The following is a 22307-nucleotide window of genomic DNA, read 5'->3' as shown; positions in this document are numbered from 1 at the left end:
TATAGTTAAAAGGGTTATCCCCTTTTAACTATATTACTTTCACTCTTTCTGTCCTCGATAAATAACCATCGTGTTCTACAACAACTCTCAAAATCATTCCACTTTTTAATTTAACAGTATTTTCGTCAAATGTTATTGTTCCAATACCTTTAGAGTTTGTAGTTCCTTCTCCTATTAGATTCTTCTCAGATACTATTCCTTTGTAAACTTTAAACTTAGAGTTACCTGGTATTGTTGTTAGCTCCATCTTTAAAGTTCCCGCTACTGGAGGAGTGATACTTACTGCTAACTGTTGCTTGTTGTATTGGTCGATCTTTTCTTGTATCTTTTCTATTTCCTTATCGATGTCTTCTTTTGTCTTAGTTTTATCGTCATGAGTTACCTGACCATCTGTTGCAGCCTTATCAAGTTCTTTCCTTACATCGTCTGGTTTAGTTGGATACTCAGGATCATTCTTCTTGTCGTTGGCTTCATTTATCTTTTCTTGAAGTTTATCTCTAGCTTCGTCGGCATCTTTCTTGTCCTTAATAGCTTTTTCGATAGCTTCTTTTTTCTCTTTAACTTTTTCTGCAGATTCCGGATTCTTAGAGACTTCTTCGCCCTCTTTGATTGCTTTTTCTAGAGCTTTATCTTCAGGTGTACCGTTATTCTTTCCGCCTTTTTTAGGATCTAAAGCGTCTTTACCATCTTGGATTGCCTTATCAAGTTCTGAAGTATCAATTCCTACCGTAACAGGATCAGATTCTGTTGGATCTTTATCTTTTTCTTTTGCGGTAGCTACAATCTTATCTCCATCATTTAGATTATTTACATCGACTTCAAAGTTTCCTTGTTTGTCAGCCTTTGTATTGATTTCCTTTGGCTCTCCACCATCTTTAGGTGTGATAGTTATAACAATATCAGCGCCAGGTTCTGCATTTTTTCCCGTAATCTTATTATCATTAGATGTTACTTGATTTAATTCTGGCTTTTTAGATTTTTCTTTATCTACAACTGTAACTTCTGCTGCTGGTGATTCTTTCTTTGAATCATTGATTGTTGATACTTTAATTACATCGTCTTTTTTAGCTGATGGGTCAAGTGGCACTACAACTTTACCATCTTTTACTTCAACTTTAGCATTTGGATTGTCTTTAACTTTCCAGCTTCCGTCTGGTTGTTTTTCAACGATCATTGAATTGTTATCGTTAACTTTAACCTTAATAGTCTTAGCTGTTGGGTCTGCCACTGTTGGGTCTGCAATCTTAACTTCTTTCTCGCCTGTGTAAACAGGGTCAACTTTTGGTGTTTGACTTGCTTTTTGTACAGGTGCCTTCTCGAAAGCTTCATTAGCTGGCTTTTCGCCATCTTTAAATGTTACTTTAATTTGGTCTCTGTCGTTTAGTGGAAGCTTATCCTTTACTGGAATTTCTAGCTTACCATCGTTATTTTCTACAACTTTTTCTACCGGTTTCGAACCATCAACAATCCAAGTCTTACCTGTCTTGTCAGTAGAATCTTTTGTAAGTGTTACAGTATTTCCATTTTGGTCTGTAACTTCGATTTTTTGAATCTTGTCATCAGCTTTTGGAGCTTCTACTACAACTTTTTCATCTTTTTCTCTTATTGGATCGATTACTGGAGTTGAAAGTTTAGATCCTGTGTCTGCTTTCCAGTTTCCATCTTTATCTCTTATAACAGTTTCTTCTTCTTTTGGAGATTCTGTCTTTCCTGGTTCAGTAGCTGTGAAGTAAACTTTTGTTCCTGGATCTAATAATTTATTTAAATCTGCAGTAAAGTCTCCGTTAGAATCTGCTTTAACAGTTGTGTTGTCAGGTAATAAGTTATTACCTGCTTTATCAGTTACTTTAATCTCAGCACCACTTACTGCTTTACCTTTTACCTTTGTAACTTTTGCGTCACCTTGGTTTGCAGCAGCCAAGTCTGTAGGTTTTGCTGATTGCATTTTGTTTACAGTAAGTGCTGTTGGTGTTTCATCTGTAATGGCTTCAGTTACTTGTGTGTTACCTGTTGTATCTAATGTTACTGTTAGCTTCTTGTCATTATCAGCATTTGATAATTTTTGATTTTGTTTGTAGTCTACTGATAATCCAGCTTCTGTGAATTCAGTATTGGCATCATGTTTGTATGTGAAAATCTTTTGATTTCCATTTACATCTGTAAGAAGAACTTTCAGTCCATCAAGATTTAATTGGTCTCCGTCAGTGTAAACCATCTTGTCTGGAGATGCTACTACTTGCATTTCTTTTGCCTTCTTAACATCAAAATCTTTTGCTGAGTCTGGTTGACCAGTTCCATCAGTATCTTTAAATACTACTACAGTTTGTTTTAATGATTCTGTTTTTGGTGCTAAAGTTGCTGTTACATCAATTTTAACGCCTTCTTTGATAGGTTTTTCGTTTTGTTTAGCTTGGATAGTGTACTTACCAGTTGTTTTGTCTGCTGTTGCAGTTCCAACTACTTGATTACCTACATAAGCAGTAACAGTTGCACCCTTTTCAGCTTCACCAGTAATTGTTGTAAATGTTGGTTTCTTGCCGATATTTGATGCAATAGCTGCCGGTCTTTCTGTTTGACCTGCCTTGCTGTCGTCTTCTCCGTCGTTGTCGGAGTCTCTTACTACTGTTGTTTTAACAGGATCAGAGTCTTTCTTACCTGGTTCAGTTACAATGACTTGGACTTTTTTGCCTTCGTCTTGTTTTTTTACTTCAGCAGTGAATTCGCCATTGTCAGCAACTTGTTCAACCTTACCGATTTCTTCTCCTGCTTCATTTTTAATGATAACAGTTGAGCCCGGTTTAGCCTTACCAGATACTGTTGTAGTGTCTTTCGGTTCGTTTGTAACCTTGCCTTCTACAACCTTGTTTTGGTTAAGTGCCTTAACGTCTTTTGCTTGTTCAGATTTTTCATCTTCATCAGCTGTACCATTGTCATCAGCGTCAAGTTGAACTTTTACATTTCCGCCTGTTGCTGTTGGTTTAGTTTGACTTTCTGCTCCAGTTATAGTAACTGTGAATGGAATTGTCTTAGTCTTGCCGTTGTCTAGGCCAAGTTGTTCTCCTTCTGCTGGTGAAAGTTTAATCTTGTCTGTAAGATTCTTTAATTCATCAGCATTGTAAGTTACAGTCTTTCCGCTAGCATCTTCTAACTTGATAACTACACCTGCTGTTTTAAATGGTGTTTTGCCATCTTTTGTAGTAACTAGGTAGTTCATCTTTGATGGATCTTGGATGATAGTTACCTTAGTTGTTTTAGCTATGTCAAACTTTTCTTTTTCATCAGCAATACCATTGTTATTAGCATCAAGTTTAACTGACAAATTACCAGTTGTTTCTACTTCTTTTGTTTGCATATCAGCTGGTGCTGTAAGAAGTGTTACTTTAACTTTCTTGTCATGGTTGGCTTTAATTGTTAAGTCACTATCGTGAGCCGGTTCAACTTTAAAGTTTGTTTTATCAGCTGTTAGTTCTGCTGCTGTGTAAAGTTTTTCTTTACCTGCCTTGTCAGTTAATCTAACAAGCATTCCTGTTGCATCGAACTTAACTGTTCCTTCTTGTGTTGTCACAAGATAGTCCATCTTGTTAGGGTCGCTAACCATTTCAATCTTTGCAGTCTTTGTAATGTCGAATTCTTCTTCGTTATCTGCAGTTCCATTGCCGTCTTTATCTTCTTTAACTATAGCTTCTGTTGGATCAGATTCTTTTTTAACTCCAACTTGTGCAGTTACATTTACTTTTGTATCTTTTGGAAGTGCAGCACCATCTTTTGTTGCATTGATAGTGTATTCTCCAGTTTGTGCATCTGCTGTTGTTTCGCCAACTTTTACGTTGCCTACCATTGCTACAACTTTTGCACCTTTTTCAGCTTTACCTGTAATAGTTGTCGATTTTGGATCTTTTCCAACATTAAGTGCCTTAGCTGTTGGTGCCGGAGTTTTTTCGTCTTTATCAGCTTTTCCATTTCCATCTGCATCGATTTCGATAGCAAATGTGCTTGTTGATGTTGCTTTTGAAGTAGCTGTTGCTGGATCAACTTTTTTAAGTTTAACTTCAAGGTTTTTACCAACTAGGTTGTGTGTTTGGTTTTCTTTCTTATCTGTTGTACCATTTGCCGGTGTTACAGAGATGTGAGTAGTATCCTTCATCAATTCTTCTAGAGTCATGATCTTGGATTCTGTCTTGTCGCCGTTCTTGTAAGATAGTTCAAGGTAAATTGCTTTGCCTTTTCCATCTTTTCCGTTGAAAGTAACTTCTGTATCTTTTGTTGCAACAAGGTAAGTTAGGTCCGGTTGGTCAACAAATTTAATGTCTGTTGCTTTTTCAATATTGAAACCTTCGTCCCTATCCGGTTGCTTATTGTTATTCTTGTCATCAAATACAGTTGTTGGCGTTGGGTCTGATTCGCCCATTTCACCAAGTTTTGCTGTTACTTTGATGTCTGTTCCGTCAGCTTGTAGTGGAATAGTTGCTTTGTATTTTCCGTCTGGTCCAGCTACAACTTTTTCAGGGTCAGTTGTTAAAACTTTTCCTTCCTTGTCAGTAATCTTGATTACTGCACCTGGTGTTGCCATACCTTCTACTGTTGTTTTGTCTGGATTTTCTCCAATGTTTCTAGCCATTGCTGATGGTGCCGGGGTTTTTTGTTCTTGACCGTAGTCTGGTTTATTATCCTTGTTAGCATCGTAGAATACTTTTAATGGATCTGTTTCTGCTTTAGAGTTATTTGGTCCAGTTATAACAACCTTACTTTCATTATGACCCTTATCAGTATCACTAGTTTGTGGTGTTAATGTTGCACCATGAGCTGGTGTTGCAGTAAGCACTGTGATTTCTTTTGTTGGTTCGTCGTAATCTACGAACTTACCTTCCTTAACTAAAGCAAGTTTTTCCTTGCCTGCCTTGTCAGTCATTCTTACAATCATGCCTTCAAGGTTTAGCTTGAATTTGCTATCTTCTGACTTGTCTTTAGCAATATAGTCAAGTTGAGGTTGTTTGATTACTTCAAGTTTTATAATCTTTTCTGGATCAAAGTTTTGTGTTCTGTCGTCTTTTCCATCCTTATCATAGTCCGGTCCTACACGAAGAACGCCGTCTGTCTTAGCTGTTAGTGTTTTTTCTCCATCTTTGTACTCAACTTCGATGAATTTAACGTCATCTGCAAGTGTAAGGTCTCCACCATCTTTTATTGGCTTACCATTAACTTTGAAAGTTACATTCTTATCTGTTAATTGAACTGGAGTCTTTTTACCAAGATTATCAACTAAGTTTAGTGTCATACCTTCAAGGTTCAGTTGAGCCTTGCCGTCTTTTTCAGTAATGAGGTAAGACATCTTACTTGGATCTTTTGTAACTTCAATTGCTGAATTTGTTCTTGGCTTAACTGTAAGAGTCATTTCGTGAGTAACTTCTGCTCCTGCGTTGTCTTTTGCAGTGTAAGTTACTTTGTATGTTCCAACAGTATCTTTAATAGTAGAAAGATCTGCAACTGGTGATTCAGTTTGTCCTTCAACTTTTTTAACTTCTACTTTTACATTTGATCCGTTTTCAACAACTAGGTCGTCTGCTCCGTCGCCGTCTGTAACTTCAACTAAAGCCTTTAGATCTAATGCTTCACCTACAAATATTTCGTGAGTCTTTGGACCTGAAATACTTGGTGGGATGTTTGCTGTTAATTTTTTAAGAGCTTCTTCTAATGCAGTAACCGCATTATCAATTGCTGTTTGGTTTTCTGCAGTGTCTGTTCCCTTAGCTTTACCATTCTCATCAACAAGCTTTTCAGCTTCTGTGATAGCTTTGTTAAGTGCATCTAATCTTTCTTTAATAATAGCATTTTGCTTTTTACTAAAGCTATCTTTTTGTGCCTTAGCAATTGGTAGAAGTTGATTTAATCTATCTGGGTTGAGCTTAACGATCTTTTCAACTGCTGGTGATGCTTTATCTGCTTTTGGTAGTGTTACTCTTACCTTGATTGTTTCGCCGGCTTCTAATGGTCTTGTACCTGCGACGAATGAACCGTCTGTATTAGCAAGTGTGATACCAATTACTTTGTCGTCCTTATCTAGGATTTCAACTTTTGCACCTTCAAGTGTTTCTTTACTAACAATCTTACCTTTTACAACTTCGTCTTTGTGGCGAGGTGCGTTGGCGTCTTTGTCAGATCCTTTGTCGTAGTCGATGTCTACACTAGTGTCTATAACTATAAGTTTTTGATTATTTACTTCTAATGAGGATCCATCTGTGAAAGTAACTTTAAGCGTACCTGGGAAAGTACCTGCTTTATCAGTTGTTCTCTTTTCAGGTGTAATATCAGTTACTGTTGCTGACTGTATAAGTCTTCCTAGAACTGCATCTTCTCTTTGTGTTTTAACACCCTTGTTCCAGAACTTTTCACCGATTGTATCGCCTTTGTAAGCTGTAATATCTACTGCTTTTAAAGGGTTGTTTTTAAACTTGTTTGCTATTTCTTCTGTTGCACTTGCTAAAAATTCTGTATATGTTGTAATCTGTCTTTCAAATGGTTTTTCAAGTTTTTCTGAACCAACATACCATGCTGGGTCTTTGTAGCCTTCTTTAGCTTTGCCATCTAATTTAGCAAACTTATCTGATTCTAGTGTACCGTTAGGTTTAACTGTATAAAATTTTGTTACTACTGTATTATCTACAATAGATTCATCTTGGCTAACTTTTACCTTGAACCAATCCTTTGGTATTGTGTCGCCTTCATTAATTTCGTCGCCTGATTTTATGAAATGAGCTGTGTAAGTTTGTCCTTCAGCCGCATTAGTAAGTGCTGGTTTCCACTCAGTAAAGCCGTAGTCTTTTTCAGGTATAGTTGTAATCTCAGCTTTAGTAGAAAGGTCGATACCTGGTTTTACTTTTGCAAGTACTGTTTCGCCTTCCTTTTTGCCAATTTTAACTTTACCTTTTGTAGCACTTTCTGATTTGAAAGTTACTACTACATAGTTTTCCGGAATTGGATCTCCATTCTCATCTTCTTTAGGAACTGGTTCTGTAGGTAGGTAAGGAATGATCTCCTTATCACTTGATTTATAAGTTGCGTTTAAATTTTTTGTTTCTTTTGCAACGGCATTTCCTAGTGTGCCTAACTCTGGTGTCCACTTGTCAAATTTTTTACCTGTGTCTACTTTATTTGCAGATGTGAGTGGGAATGGCTTGCCTTGTTTGTCAATTTCTACTTTAGCAGTAGTGTAGGCTTTGCCTTCTTTTACGTCAACATATCTAAGATTGTCTTTGTCATCGTCTTTTGTGAATGTTCCTGTTGGTCCAGCTCCAGTAGCGTCTGCTGAAAGTTTAAGTCTTGCATATCCATCTGGAATATCGCCAGGGTTCTGTGGGTCTTTTGGTGTTACTACATCCTTTTGTCTCTTTATAGTAACTTTACCACCATTAATTACATCGTAAGTTGATGTAAGTTTGTAGTCGATGTTGTTTGACTTGATAGAATCTTTTTCTAAAATAAGTTTAATTGAACTATCGATTAATTCATCTTCGTCTTCAATTTGTTCATCTCTTAAGATGTCTGTACCATCTTTTTTTAGGTTGAAAGTTAACAGTGGTTCATCTGTTCCATTTCCAAACTTAGCTTGGTTTTTAAGGTCAGCAGCTTCTGGTTTTTCTTCTTTTTGGTCATCAAGCTTGATTAGCTTGCCATATTCATCAATTAGTTCGTAAGTGATTGTTGTACTTACAATTTGTTGAATTCCTATTTTAAATGTTAAGTCAGCCTGGTCTTTTGGTGAAAGTGAGTTTTTGTAATCAAGAATTGCATTGACCTTTATCAGTTTGTCACCTTCATCATATTCTGTTCTAAGATAGTAGAAGTCTACTGTCTTAGAAGAATCTAAAGTTACAGTAGCGTTGATATCTCCAGCGCTTGAAATTTCAAAGTCTTCAGATACCTTGTGTCTTTCAGTTGCAACTTCTTCTCCTGATTTTTTATCTTCTACATAAGCAACTTCTATCCAAGCTGTGAACTTTTTATTTTGTCCAAAGGCTGCCCAGTCAAATGTTTTTTTGCCATTGTCAAGACCTGTTGCTGTTGTCTTGATTTTTAAAGTCTCTGTTCTAGTTGTTGAAACTTGTCTTGCATTATTTAGGGACATAGTTCCCATAGTAAACCAAGACTTTATTGGCTTCTTAGTGTTTTTGAATGTAAATACCTCTGATCTCTCTCCTATCTTTTGTCCCTCGGACATTTGCACACTAGTTCCGCCAGATTTGGCTTGAACTTGTACTTGTGGTACTATGATTTGTAATACCATCATTATAGACAGAAGCAGAGACATTATTCTCTTCTTATTCATTATTCCTCCTTAATTCATTCCCAGGGGAGCAGGTGCTCCCCTAAGAATTTTCTGTGTTTATAAAATCCTACCTAAGTTCATGAATCCATGGGTTGTTAGTGTAAACCTTTTTGTTTTCGCCTTGCCCTTCTTCACATCTTCCTTCTATTAGGATCTGTGTATTCTTTTCTAGCTTATAGTTATTGCTTAGAGTGAATTTTTGGAAAGTACCTGCTTCTGTAAGCAAAAATGTTTCTTTATGAACTGCTTTTCCGTCTTTTAAGAAAGTAAGTTTTACAGTAGTATTTGCTCTATCAGATTTTAATCTAACGAAGTTACGTCCAACTCTTGGATTCCTTAGAGTTAGTTCTAATTGGTAAGTTTGCTTATAATTCAAATCACTTGTCTTTGTGTTTCCAAACTCGTCAGTAGCGGTAATCCATACTCCGTGTAGGGTTATATCTTCATTGTGGACAATTTCATTGTAGAACTTAATAACTTGGTCCTTGTCGCCTGTAAATTTCTTGTTATCCTTATGGCCTTGTTCTCCAGCTGTACCCACTTCGATAGTAACTTGTTTTCCAGGTACTTCGTTTAGCTTAGCGTCGATGTTGATATAGCGTCTGAAGCGTTCATCTTTCGCTTCACCTTTAGCTTCAGGTCCTGCCAGGTCAAGCTTAATATAGTGCTTGTAATCTGCAGGTGCTTGGTCCGGTGTCTTAGGGTCTACTTCAAGTGGTGTGTATGCTCCACTGTCTTTGTCTCCTACTGAGTAAGATTCTAACTTACCTGGTTCGTCGGACTTAATACGGATAATCTCACCATCAGCTACTTCTCCGGTGATTTTCATTGTTGTTGTAGAACCTCTTAGGTTGGTTCCACTTACTTCAGTTCTTCCTACATCAACCCATTTTTGTCCATCGAATTTTTGAGCTGTGTAAATTGTACCAGGCGCTACTTGATCTGTTGGACCTTCATCTGGAATAACGAACTTGATTCTAGCCTTTTCGCCGTCTTTCTTTTCGATTTGTTCCATGTCTTTGACTTTAAGTGAAGTTAAGACTCTTGTAATTACTACCTTGCCCTTGTCGCCTTCGACTTCTGTTTTTTCACCTTCAGCGCCCACTTCTTTTACATAGGATCCGTAGATGGTTCTGCTTGGTTCATCTGCCGGAAGGTTTTTGAAGTCAAAATTACCAATTGTAAGTTTTCCTGTGTTTTCATCTAAAGTAGCTGTCATGCCACTAGGTGCTGTGAAAGTCTTGCCGTCTTTTCCTATAGTGAATTCTACATCTTCAAACTCTGATTTGTATTTTTTCTTGCCAGTTTTTGGATCTGTTCCGTCTTCAACTGCATGTGGAACTTGTAGTTTAAGTTTTGCAAGCTTTTCATTGATAAGACCTTGACCAAAGTTGATGTCAATAGTTTTATCTGTTTCTTTCACTGAGTTAAATTCAGGTGTTGGCATAGATTGTGGTGTATTTGTAAGGAAGATGTTGTAACCTGTAACTTCTTCTTTAGTTTCACGAACTGTTCTTACTGTAGCTTGTCTTGATGTTGCTGAAGTAAAGGCGTCTACCTTACCTTTAGTATCTACACTAAAGTTTTGTTGCTTAGCAAGACCGATTCCGTATGGGTCCCCTCTTGAAATTGATTCATGTAAGTTTCTAGGCGCACCTCTATCTATCTCTGCTGATAAACCTGAAAGCTTAACATAAGTTGTAATTCCAAGTGAGTTCCAATCGTAGATTCCACCCTTTGGATCATTTGGATTTTTTTGCTTAAAATTCTTGTAAGCTTCTGTCTTGCCTTGCGGTATAACAGTTGCTACATAGGATTGTCTCATACCTTCACGGTCAAAGCCTGGTACCTTCCATGTTAGGACTTTATTTGTGCCGTCCCATGGTTTGATTACAAGGTCGTTTGGAAGCAGGTCTTTTTCAGTAAGCGGGTTGTAGGTTGCCCCTTGTAGAACAGTCGGTTTTGTATAGTCTGTTACTGCTGTTCTGTAAAGGAGGGCTATTTCTAAGTTTTTCTTCTTTGCTGCTTCTACATTATCCACATACTTACCGTATTGGTGTCTTGCATCAGCTTCGCCGATGTTCATATATTGTGGTTGAACGTTTACTTCGAAGTAAGGTCTATAGTTTGCGTATAGGTGGATGTCTTTACCTTCTTTAATCAAGGCTTCATAGCCTTTGGATATGGCGAAGTTGTAACCATTTGGAACATAGGCATCTTTATAATTACCTAGGTATTGAGTTGATTCGGTTCTCTTTGGAAGGCTCTTGCCATCTTTAGTTTCACCCTTTTGAATCTCGCCTATACGTTCGTTGTTGTTACCTGCTACGAATTCTGATTTTTTATCATTAGTGAATCTTTCAGTAGTCCAACCAACGAAAGTTGAGTTTTCCATAATAAAGTTTTCAAGTCTTGAATCAAATTCTTCTCCAATATCCTTGGATCTATATTTATAAGGTGCTAGTGGAAGTTGTTTGATTACGTTATTGTTCTTTAAGTTTTCCTTGGTTGGCGATGTCATGGCATCGATAATCTTGTTTGTGTTAGTAGCATCATCCGGTGTAAAAGGAATACGAACAATAGTTTCTTTGTTAGGATCAAATTTGCCAGTAACTTTATCATATGTGTTGTTGGAGTGAAGCACTAAGCTCGGTGTACCCCAAACTGCGTATACTGTTCTGTTCTTGTCAACCGGTGAATATTCGTTGAAGATGTAGTTTTGTTTATCTTCATCCACATCTTTCCATTGACTAAGGTCAGATAAGACTTTTTTCTCTTTTTCAAGTTCATAGAATTGGTCTACTGCATCCTTTGTCGGAATATCCTTAAGTTCTTTCGTCGTCCAACCGATAACAGTCTTACCGTCTGTTCTCTTTGAACCGTCTGCTTTATTACCTAGAGCTTCATCGAATTCTGCATCCGGATATAGACGTTTGATGAATTCTTGAACTGCTCTGTCTTTTATAGCAGGATCCGAACTGTTGACGCCGTAAGCATAGCCGTCGTGGTTAAGGAAGTTTGGATAAGTTACATCCTTGTCCTTTTTAAAAGCATCTGTTGATGTTAGAGACGTTCTCTTAACTGATATAGTCGGTTCCTTTTCATCTACACGAATGTTGTTTTCGCCATCTTTTGCCTTAAATCCGTTTCCTTTATAGTTTGGATTCGGCTTGCCGGTGGTTTGAAGTCTTTGAGCTTCTTCAAGTCCATTTTTATTTAATTTTTCCGGTTCGATTGAGTACTCTGTATTTAGTGGTACTATCTTATCCATGGCTACATTTTGCTTTGGATATAGCATGAATTTAACTTTTGCTTGAACTTGTTCGTATACTGGTGCAGACATTAAAGATGTATGTCTAAATGAGTTGAACATAACTGGTTGGTCCTTGATAAGACCCATGTCTTCAACTTTCGTTTCTTGAGTGGAATCCTTAAATTGATCACCACCAAAGTATAGCTTTTTGATGGTAAATCTTAAACCTTCAAATTCCTTGTCTACAACATTGTTCTTAGTATCAAGGCCTTTAACTGTTCTCTTTTCCTTTATTTTGTCAGGATCTACAGCTTCAGGGCTTTCCTTGTCTTTAAGTCTACCGTCTGTTCTTTCGTAGCCTGTGATATTTCCTTTATCATCGGAATCAGAGTCGATCCAGTTTTCACCGAAGTGTTCTGTAGTCGTTCTATCATCTTTAGGCTTATAAAGTGATGCTAGCACACCACCTTCAGTTCTCATGATACCAGTAAAGTCTTTTGAATCTGTGAAGATTTCATCAACGATAGGTGTGTATTGCTCTCTGATTGCTGAACCACCAATTGTTGAAACAGTGTTCTTGATATATAGAGGATTGTAGAAAATATCAGAGCCGTTTTCCTTCTTTACCTTCTTAAGGGTTACCTTCTTACCGCCCATTAAGGACTTGGCATTTTTCAGTTGGGATGTGGTAAGTCCAATTTGGTCACCTGTTGCTAAGTCAAAGTGAATTTTATCTGCTTTAGTTGAGTAGTCTTTAGGAAGATAGACAGTAATTGGTGTGCCTTTTTTAATAGTTCCACCAATTGTCATTGTATGCTTAGTTAAGTGCATTTCTTTACCATAAGGCGAAATTGCATATGCGTCAGTACCGTCATTAAACCAGGCAGTACCTTCACGCTTCCATGACTTCCATATTCCGTCCGCTCCACCAATGTTTAAAATAAAGTCGGCTGCTTTAGCACTGCCTCCTATGTTGGTAGTAATGCTTTCATATGGCTCCGGAATTAATCTATAGAAGACATTTTTTCCCGGCGGATAGACTATATCTTCCTCTACAACGCCCGTATACTTGCGCATACCTTCGTTGTTGGATGTGATATAGCGAGTGTCGAACATAAAGTTCTTGGAGAACTCTTTCTTCTCGATCATAGATGCGTTAATAAGGCTTGGGTCGATATTGTATTCGAATACGCCTAGGATACCGTCCCCATTGTTTTCTCTGAAATAAATATTATAAGCATCTGTAATCTTTGTGTATATATAGTTGGGATCAGATGAACCCGGGTTTTCCTTGTCTACGAATTCTTTTGAACCAAATTGGATAAAGACGGATTTGTCATCTCGCGTATAGATTGGATTGTTATTTTCGTCTAGCTCAATTTTTCCGTCTGCTGTCTTTTTAACACCATTTAAGTCTTTGGCAAAGATGTCAATGGGTTCACCATATTTTTTTTCATTTGGATGAAAAAGTTGGTAGGTACCGATCTTTGTATCCGGATTTGATAAATCAAGATAGCGTACAAAGTCTGGGTCTAGGGTTTGACGTAGACCAATGTCTTCACCAAAGGCCTTGTAGTCTCCTCTTGTAGTGGCTGTCTTAGCAATTGAATAGATGATTCTTACTTTTTTGTTGTCTCTATCCAATTGCAGTGAAGAGTCAGCCGTATGGAAGATGTCGTTATAGGCATCGGCTTGTACCATAGATATCATAGTTGACTCTACAAGGTCGCCGGGACGTTTGGAAAGGTCACCTACAACAGCTGTCTTGGTATGGGTGTTGTAACCAAAGGATGTGTACTGTTTGCCAGCACCTCTAGCTGATGTAGAAAACATCTTCAAGTTTTTGTTGTTACCATTATATAGTCTAAGTTGTACTACTTGTGATTTGCCTGCAAAGTCCTTTTCCCAGTTAACATCCTTTTTAAGAACTACGTTTATCTCCCTGTGGCCGTATTGGGCACCAAAGTTCCTAAATGGGAATTGATAGGTGTAGGCGGTTTGCTCTCTTATGGTAGTGGCTTCGAATCTATCGAAGTTGTCGATTCGATATACTTCGGTTTGCTTCCATAGAATAAATGACGCATCTGTATCGATAGCATTGTAAAGTTCTTTCGGGAAGCGCATGACATATTTATCCCACACACCGGAGTTGGCTGTGGCTCTATGTCCGATGTCGAACTTAAGTACGATACGTCCTTGATCATCTAAATACTTACCTAAGTAGGTAAATCCAAATGTATTAATTGGGTCGGAGCCGTTGTGGGCGTTGACAATGTTCACGCCTGATGGTAGTGACCAGTAGGATGAACCGTCATCACGACCTTCTCCTGCACTTTTATCCCAGTCTACCGGAGGTTTTCCTTCCGCGTCTACTGAACGATTGCTAGTCTTACCTGGTGCTGGTGTGTTTGGTTCTTGTAGTGCAGGTAAGACATTATCTTCCGAAGTTTCCAATCCGGAATTTGCTTTGGAAACACTACCCTCGTTCCAAAACATTTTTTCAAATGTTTGATCTCTTTCCGATGACTCTTTAGGGGCTACAGGATTTGGTCCAAGTGCCTCTTTCTCCCATCGTGAAAATCCACTTGCAAATACGTTCATTGGTACCATAGATACGACCATAACAATGGCTAATATCCATGCAAGTGTTCGCGTTACAAAATTTTTCTTATAATTTTGCATATTTTTCTCCTTTCGTTAGTAAAATATATATTTGACTTTAGTTTTTGTGTTAAGTCGACACATTTAAGAATCCAAAGTGCCACCCTTGATTCTTATTTACCCATTTTAATAATAAAAAAACGAGTCGTGCCACCAACTCGTTTGAATAATTGCTTGACTTCGGGTTTCGTAGTATCCCTTCGTCTTATTACTCTATTTTGCTTTTCACACACTTTCAGTTTTTTGATAGTTTTCGGTCTAACTTTGATGTGGTCAAAAAAAGAAGCATATGAAATTAGCCGGAATTTTCAGGATTATAACACGAGATTCTCCCGTGCGGGTGGCACACATAATCCATATTTACCGTTACGTTTATGATACCATTTTCGGGTATGATTGTCAAGGCGAATTTATGTTTTTGTGTAATTTTATACAAATGTAATGTGGGTGTAATATTTGGATGAATGCAGGGTATAGAGGGAGTTTGGTCGTGCGATAAAGCGAAAGATGGAGAGAGTGGAAAATGAGGAAAAGTTGTAGGGTGATTTTATATGAACAGAGCGAAGATAGGCGGGAAAGTTATAGCTGTGTGAAAAAAATATTGCGTAATCATATATTGATGGATAAATTTATGAAATGTAATGATACTATTGTTTCTATATTTTATCGACACAACGTTGTTGGTGAAGATACATATTTCTTTTACACAAAAATGGGCGGGAGGACATCGTTACTCCTTACGTCGTAACGTATGCCATCCCGCTACGGATGCGTACACATGCATATACAATTATAAAAACAAAAAGAACCGGCGTTTACCGGTTACCACACAAGCACCACAACTTGCGAGGAATTTTCGATGAATCAATAATACAATTTTTATCTGTTTCTAAATAGCATCCATCACAATCGTGTATTTGTCCATACTCCATGCGTCGGGATGTGACCCGACGCTACTTAAATATTGAATCAAGTGTTTATCGCGAAAGGGCCCGCAAATGAACCAAAAAAAGAACCGGTAATACCGGTTCAGATATCATGGAAAAAGAATGTGATTGTTCATATTATTCCGTTACGCATTTTGTCGATTGCTCTTGTTTTCAAGTAAAAGACACGAGTTTGCGAGATGGATTTAATTTCCGAGATTTGTTTTGCGGTTTTTTCGGAGAAATAAAAGAGTTCGATTATTTCCCGCTCGTCATTATCGAGAGTTTTCAAGAGTTGTTCGACGAGAATTTTTTGTTCTTTCTCGACATATGGGTCGTAGCCGCACGGTTCGATGTCGACGTCGCCGTGCATTCTTCTTTTTTCGTATTTTTGTTTGTTTCTGAAAAATGTTCTGAGTCGCACTTTCAAGAACCAAGGGAGTTTTGCTCCGTCTTCTTCATCGAATTCTTTCAGTGCACGAAGTATTTCTTCTTTGCCGTCTTCAATCAAGTCCTCATAGAGATGAGGGTAGTTTGCATAAAGCTTGATATTTGAAATTATTAACGGCATAAATTGGTTGATTATTTGTTCATCGGTTTCAAAAATCATTTGTCTTCTCCTTATTTTTTATTTGAAATTATGCATGTGGCAAAGGTTTTCCGGTTTTGCTATTCTATTTCAAATATAATTATATCATACGCATTTAGATTTCGCAATAGTTTTTTAAATATTTTTTAATAAAAATTCGCCGTGTCACGAAGGTCAGATGGCACGGCGAGTTTTTATTTTTAGTTTTGTTCTTCAACAAGTATAGTTTTTGTTGTTTCGATTACTTCTGCTTTTGAAAGTTTTGTGAACGGTTTGTCTTTTACTGTGAAGACGCCTGTTTCAATGATTTCCTTTGATGCTTCTTTTACATTTTCAGCGGAAATGTCTTCTTTCATGTTTGCGATGCTTACAGATTTTCTGTCGCTGTCAGCATTTTTGAATGTCATTTGAAGTCTTTTCATTTTATCACCTCCTTTCCGGTAATTTTTGTTTTAGGGTTTGTCACTTTCGGTCATTAAGCGTTCACAAGGCTTGTGAATTCAACTTTTATGACGTCGGAGTTGTCACCCTTCATGAGTTTTGCAACAGCTTGTCCCGCTTTGAGTAGGTTTTCGTTTGTTGCACCGTTTGAAATGTTTTGGAATGTACGAGATTTCTTCTTTTCCTTTCCGTCAATCATTTCTTTTTGTTCGATGGTAAGTTTAATCATTTTATCCCCTCCTTTCTTTTGGATTTGTAATTGGCTTTCACCCCTTACATAGATATATATCCTGAGAAAGGTCTTTTTAGGATTTTATTTGAAAATTTTTTGAGAGAGGGGGTGGAGGGTATGGATGCGTACAAATGCATATAAAATTATAAAAGTAATAAAATTTTATGAATGGGAATATAATTATTTATGTATAGACACGCACACGCCGTACGTAGCGGCGACCAGTTTTTTTATCCATCGAACAGAAATCTTTGATTTCGTCGTGAGATGAGATAAAAAGGTGTATCGCCGCCAACAGGTGTGAGGAATGGTGAAGATATTTTATAAGCACAACGTTGTTAGTGGATATAACTATTTTTTTGCATAATAATAGCGGGAGGACATCGTTGTTCCTATCGTCACAACGTATGCCATCCCGCCACAGATGCGTACACATACATATACAATTAAAGAGTATATCCATAATTTAAAATACCAAAAAAGAACCGGCATTTACCGGCTCCCACATAAGCACCACAATTTACGAGGATATTTTGATGAGAAACGGTTAGATAGAGTGTTTTTGGAGTGAGGCATATTGATAAATATGTCGCAACGACGAAAACACGGAATCAACCGTTTATCGCAAAATAGACCGCAAATAGACCACAAACAAAAAAAGAACCGGTGTTTACCGGTTCCCACATACACACAACGTAATTTGCGAGGAATTTTCGATGAGAAACGCTTAGATGAAATATTTTAGGAGTGAGACGTACCGAAAAGTACGTCGCAGCAACGAAAATATTGAATCAAGCGTTTATCGCGAAAATAACCGCAAATTAGACCGCAAATTTAGATGAAGTCGGGGATTTCTCCCTTAGCTTCCGCTTCCACTTCCGCCGGCGGTGCATCACCCGGCACGTTTTTCATGTCGAGGAATTTTGTATTTTCGCCTTTGTAGACGAGTTTGATGCTGCCTGTCGGTCCGTTTCTATGTTTTGCGATGATGACTTCGCCGGTGCCTCGATCTTCGGAGTCTTTGTTGTAGTATTCGTCTCTATAGAGGAACATTACAACGTCGGCGTCCTGTTCGATTGCTCCGGATTCTCTGAGGTCCGACAAGATCGGTCGGTGGTCGCTTCTCATTTCCGGTGCACGGGAGAGCTGTGAAAGTGCGATGAGCGGTATGTTAAGTTCTTTTGCAAGTCCTTTTAATCCTCTTGATATTTTCGAAATTTCTTGTTGTCTATTCTCGATTTTTCCTCCGGCTTCCATGAGTTGAAGGTAGTCGATTAAGACGAGGTCGATTCCATCCTGTTGCAGTGCAAGTCTTCTTAGTTTTGCACGAATATCCGTGATTGAGACTCCGGATGTGTCGTCGATGAAAAGATTTTTCGATGAGAATTCATTAGCACTCACGCTGATTCTTTTCCAGTCGTCCATGTCGAGGTCGCCTTTCAAGAGTTTGGTGAGGTCGATGTTTGCTAGTTGTGAGTAGATTCTCATTGCAAGTTGCTCTTTGCTCATTTCGAGTGAGAATATTACAACGGTTTTTCCTTCTTTTGCCGCAGCAACAGCAAAGTTTACCATGATTGCAGATTTACCCATGGAAGGTCTTGCTGCAAGAAGTATGAGGTCGGATTTTTGAAAGCCCGATAGCATTGCGTCGAGGTCTTCAAATCCGGTTGAAAGTCCGGAGATGCCCCCCTTTAGTTTCGAGCGTGTCACAAGTTCTTCGGCTGTGTTTTTAAGTATAAAGTTTATTCTTTCCGGGTCATTTTGTATTGAGTGAAGCCCGATGTCTAGGATTCTTTCTTCTGTTTCGCTTATGATGGATTTTATATCTGTGTCAGCTTTGAGTGCTTCAGCACGTGTTTCCGTCGCAACGTCATAGAGTCGTCTGAACAGAAATTTGTTGTGAACCAGTGTTGCAACTTCTTTTGTGTTATCACCCGAAATATAGTTGTTTGCGATGTTTACAATGTTATTAACTCCACCGGCTTTGTCAAGATTGCCCGATGTCATAAGGCAATCGACAAGGTTTACACGATTTATCCCCTGACCTCTGGAGTTTAGAGAAATCATTGCATCAAAAATAATCCGATGAGCACTGTAGTAGAATTCATCGGATGAGCGAACTATTTCAAGAGCTGTGTCGACGCTTCTCGCATCTTGTATCATGTTGCCGAGAAGTGTCACTTCGGCGTCAAGTGACGCCGGCAATGTCAACTCAGTTTGCATCTAGACCACCACTTCTATTTTAACATTTGCCTCAACACTGCCGTATAGTTTGATTTTTACGTCATATATTCCGGCTTCTTTGATTGCTTTTTTCAAGTCAATTTTTCTTTTATCGATTTCAATGCCTTTTTCTTCACTGATTTTGTTTGCAATGTCGATATTTGTTACAGAACCGAAAAGTTTGCCCGTCGAACCACCTTTAAAGTGGAGTTTTATGACTTCTTTTTCAAGATTTTTCTTCATTTCTTCCGCTTCCAATGTGTTTTGTTCGTCAAGTTCTTTCAAACGTTTTTGTTCTTCTTCCCATTCTTTCATATTTTCTTTGCTTGCTTCTATTGCTAAATTTTTCGGGAGAAGTGAATTTCTTGCAAAACCCGGTTTTACTTCTTTTATTTCTCCCTTTTTGCCAACATTTTTAACGTCTTCTAATAATATAACTTTCACTTAATTCTCCTTTTCATAATTGTCAATTGCATTTTTCAGGCTTTCCTTCGACTTTTCCAAATCAAGTGCGAGTCTTGCCCCCGCTTGTGCAAGGTGACCACCGCCGCCAAGTGATTCTGCAATGAGTTGTACGTTTATATCTCCGATGCTTCTTGCACTCAAGTGTGTTTCATTTTCTCCAATATTGGCCAATACAAAACTTGCCTTGACCCCGTCAATTGTCAATAGGTCGTCCGCAACTTGTGCCGCCGTAAGGATTGCACTAGGTGAATTTCCTACGGTTGCAATCGCATATTTTTGATCGTATATTTCCGTTGTTTCAATTGCTTTTGCTTTATTTATAAATGTGTTGTAGTCATCTCTAAAGAGCAATTTTACTTCTTCAGGGTCAGCACCCATTCTAACAAGAAGTCCTGCCGCTTCAAATGTTCTTATGCCGGTTTGCACGGTGAAGTTTTTCGTGTCGAGCATTATCCCCGCCATGAGTGCACTCGATTCGAAGTGAGATAATTTTTTATCTTCTATTATATATTGAAGAATTTCACTTACGAGTTCACTCGCACTGGACGCGTGCGGTTCGAGATAGGTAAGTGATGGATTTTTTATAAATTCATCAGCCCTTCTGTGGTGATCGATAACAACAACATTATCAGCCGTTTCAGAAAGTTCCATGCTCGGGCTTAGACTCGGCTTGTGATGGTCGGTCAAGATAAGAAGATCGCCCTTTTTATAATTTTTCAGAGCTTCCTCGGGTGTCACAATTGATTTATAAATATCCGGCGACTCTTCTTTCATCAAATCGAGTATATTTGAAATTGCAACCGTATCATTTCCAAGTATGAGGGAAGCACTTTTTCCCATAAGTTGAACGACAGCCATCATTCCGACAGCACTTCCGATTGCATCCATGTCCGGATTTTTATGGCCGGAAATATAGATATTATTTGCCTCTTTTATAAGTTCCTTTAGAGCATAGCCGATAACTCTTGCCTTGACTTTTGTTCGCTTTTGAACCGCTTTTGTCTTGCCACCGAAGTAATCATATCCGTTTTCAAGAACCACAACAGCTTGGTCGCCACCGCGTCCAAGAGCGATGTCAAGTGCACTTCTGGCCTTGCCATATTTTTGAAGAGGTGTCTCTCCTATGTCCGACACTCCAATTGAAAGGGTAACCGGAATAGTATTTCCGACTTCAATCTCTCTTACCTTATCTAGAATGTCAAACTTTTTATTTTTTATTTTATTGAAATTCTCACGATCAAGTCCGATTAAAAATTTATCCGGTTCATACTTTCTCACAAAGCCGTTGTGTTCACTGAAATAATTCGTGATACCGGTGTCTATTACGGATTGTATTTTCGCACGATATGACTCGTCGCCCAGGCCTTTGACTTCATCGAGATTATCCACGAAAAGATAAAGAGCAACAAGGCCTTCCTTTGTGTACAGTTTTTTTAGATTATTATACTCAGTTATATCCGACATATATAGGACATATCTTTCGACTTCACCATTTCTTAAAATCTTGTCGGTGTAGCCCTTGTACATCCTGTCTTTGAATGTGAAAGTGAAATCGTCCTGCTCCTTCTCAAATTCGGAAATATTTATTGCCGGAATCATTTCATTTATCTTTGCATTTCTCGGAATCTCGCCTAAAATTTTTGAAAATGGTTCATTTTGCCATGTAATCACGCCGTTTGAATTGAGCATAGCCATCGGATATGGCATATTAAAAATCGCATGAGCGGTTACACTTTTGAGTTCCTCTTCTTCACGTCTTTCCGAAGTGGTTTCTTCTTCAACTCTCTCCTCGTGCAAATTCACATCACGTGAAATCAAATAAGCGAGAGCCAAAAGAGCGAGTCCTCCGAAAATAGGCTGATAAATAAATGCCGGAATCAGAACTATTATCATTAAAATCACATACGGATATGTGGTTTTAAAATATCTCAATATCCAATTTCTTAAAGCTAATAAAAAATCTTTCATATAGCCTCCTTAAAGAGTATAAAATCCATATATGATTATTATACAACAAATACTTTATCTATTCAACTTGAATGATAAGGGGTTTTATTTGCGTGCTAATTTGCGATAAACGGTTTATTCTGTGTTTTCGTCGCTGCGACGTACTTGCCAGTACGTCTCACTCCAAAAACACGTCATACAACCGTTTCTCATCAAATTATCATCGCAAATGACGGCGGAGATAAGTTTTAGAAAATGGGAAAGGTGAAAATAATGGGAGAAAAAGAGATAAGATTTTGATAGACGGTTTAGGTTTGAAATAGATGTTGTTTTAGGGCAGAGTTGTTGGTGGGGGTGTAAATTGTACGAACGACATATATGGCGGCAGGACACACAGTGCCTGCCGTTACGGATGCGAACACATGCATATACAATTCTAAAAGCAATATAATTTTATGAATGTGAAGGTGATAATTTATGTATAAACATGCATACGCCGTCAGTAGCGTCGGGTCACATCCCGACGCATAAGTTTATCCATCGAACAGAAATCTTTGATTTCGTCGTGAGATGAGATAAAAAGGTGTATCGCCGCAAATATGTGTGAGGAATGGTAAAGATATTTTATAGACACAGCGGGGTTTGTGGGGGTGTAAATTACATAAACGACATATATGGCGGCGCAATGTAATGCGCCGTTACGGATGCGTACACATACATATACAATTGTAAAAGCAATATAATTTTATGAATGTGAATGTGGTTTTTTTGTGAAGATATTTTATGAACACACCGTTGTTGGTAATGATACATATTCCACATACACAAAAATGGGCGGCGGGATGTAACCCGCCGTTACGTTCTGGAAGACACACAATGATGGGTGGGGTTGAATATGATAAAGGGGTATTGGTTTCGGATATATATTGTATAGGCACAACGTTGTTGGTGGGGTTGTAAATTGTACGAACGACATATATGGCGGCGGGATTCATAGAACCCGCCGTTACAGATGCGAACACAGGCATATACAATTCTAAAATATATACAAAATTTCAAATACGCAAAAAAAGAACCGGCGGTTGCCAGTTCAAATGTATAACGTCACAATTTGCGAGGAATTTTCGATGAGAAACGTTTGTAGCGTCGGGTCACATCCCGACGCTTATTTTAGTGTGTTTATCGCGAAAAGGCCCGCAAATACTCTCTAGCAATTTGCGATGATATTTTGATGAGAAACGGTTGTA

Annotated in this window: 8 protein-coding genes; all 8 read right to left on the bottom strand. The window is 38.2% G+C overall.

Translation table 11 applies throughout. The annotated features are described in order from the left end of the window. Positions 1-28: 28 nt before the first annotated feature. Positions 29-8323, bottom strand: a complete 8295-nt coding sequence (locus C7381_RS00820) for an Ig-like domain-containing protein (RefSeq protein WP_116479554.1) — start codon at positions 8321-8323, stop codon at positions 29-31. Between the two features lie 67 nt (positions 8324-8390). Continuing rightward, a complete protein-coding gene (locus C7381_RS00815) occupies positions 8391-14258 on the bottom strand; it encodes a hypothetical protein (protein WP_116479553.1) in 5868 nt (1955 codons plus the stop codon). A gap of 1038 nt (positions 14259-15296) precedes the next feature. Then, positions 15297-15773 (bottom strand): sigma-70 family RNA polymerase sigma factor, encoded by a 477-nt coding sequence (locus C7381_RS00810; protein WP_116479552.1) that lies wholly within the window; start codon positions 15771-15773, stop codon positions 15297-15299. A 179-nt stretch (positions 15774-15952) separates the two neighbouring features. Beyond that, the gene (locus tag C7381_RS00805; protein ID WP_034547922.1) at positions 15953-16174 is read right to left on the bottom strand and encodes a DUF2922 domain-containing protein; all 222 of its coding nucleotides are present in this window, start codon (positions 16172-16174) and stop codon (positions 15953-15955) included. 53 nt (positions 16175-16227) lie between these two features. Further along, complete coding sequence (locus tag C7381_RS00800; RefSeq protein ID WP_034547924.1) at positions 16228-16422, bottom strand: DUF1659 domain-containing protein; 195 nt, start codon at positions 16420-16422, stop codon at positions 16228-16230. Between the two features lie 837 nt (positions 16423-17259). After that, entirely contained in the window at positions 17260-18648 is a 1389-nt protein-coding gene (dnaB, locus tag C7381_RS00795; RefSeq protein ID WP_116479551.1) for a replicative DNA helicase, read from the bottom strand. After that, on the bottom strand, positions 18649-19092 hold the full coding sequence (gene rplI / locus C7381_RS00790; protein WP_034547935.1) for a 50S ribosomal protein L9: 444 nt from the start codon (positions 19090-19092) through the stop codon (positions 18649-18651). Next, complete coding sequence (locus C7381_RS00785; protein WP_116479550.1) at positions 19093-21081, bottom strand: DHH family phosphoesterase; 1989 nt, start codon at positions 21079-21081, stop codon at positions 19093-19095. Positions 21082-22307: the final 1226 nt, after the last annotated feature.

It is taken from the genome of Ezakiella coagulans, assembly GCF_003096635.1.
Classification (GTDB): Bacteria; Bacillota; Clostridia; order Tissierellales; family Peptoniphilaceae; genus Ezakiella; species Ezakiella coagulans.
The sequence above is the reverse complement of the archived record's forward strand: the minus strand, read 5'-3'. Positions and strand labels throughout refer to the sequence as shown.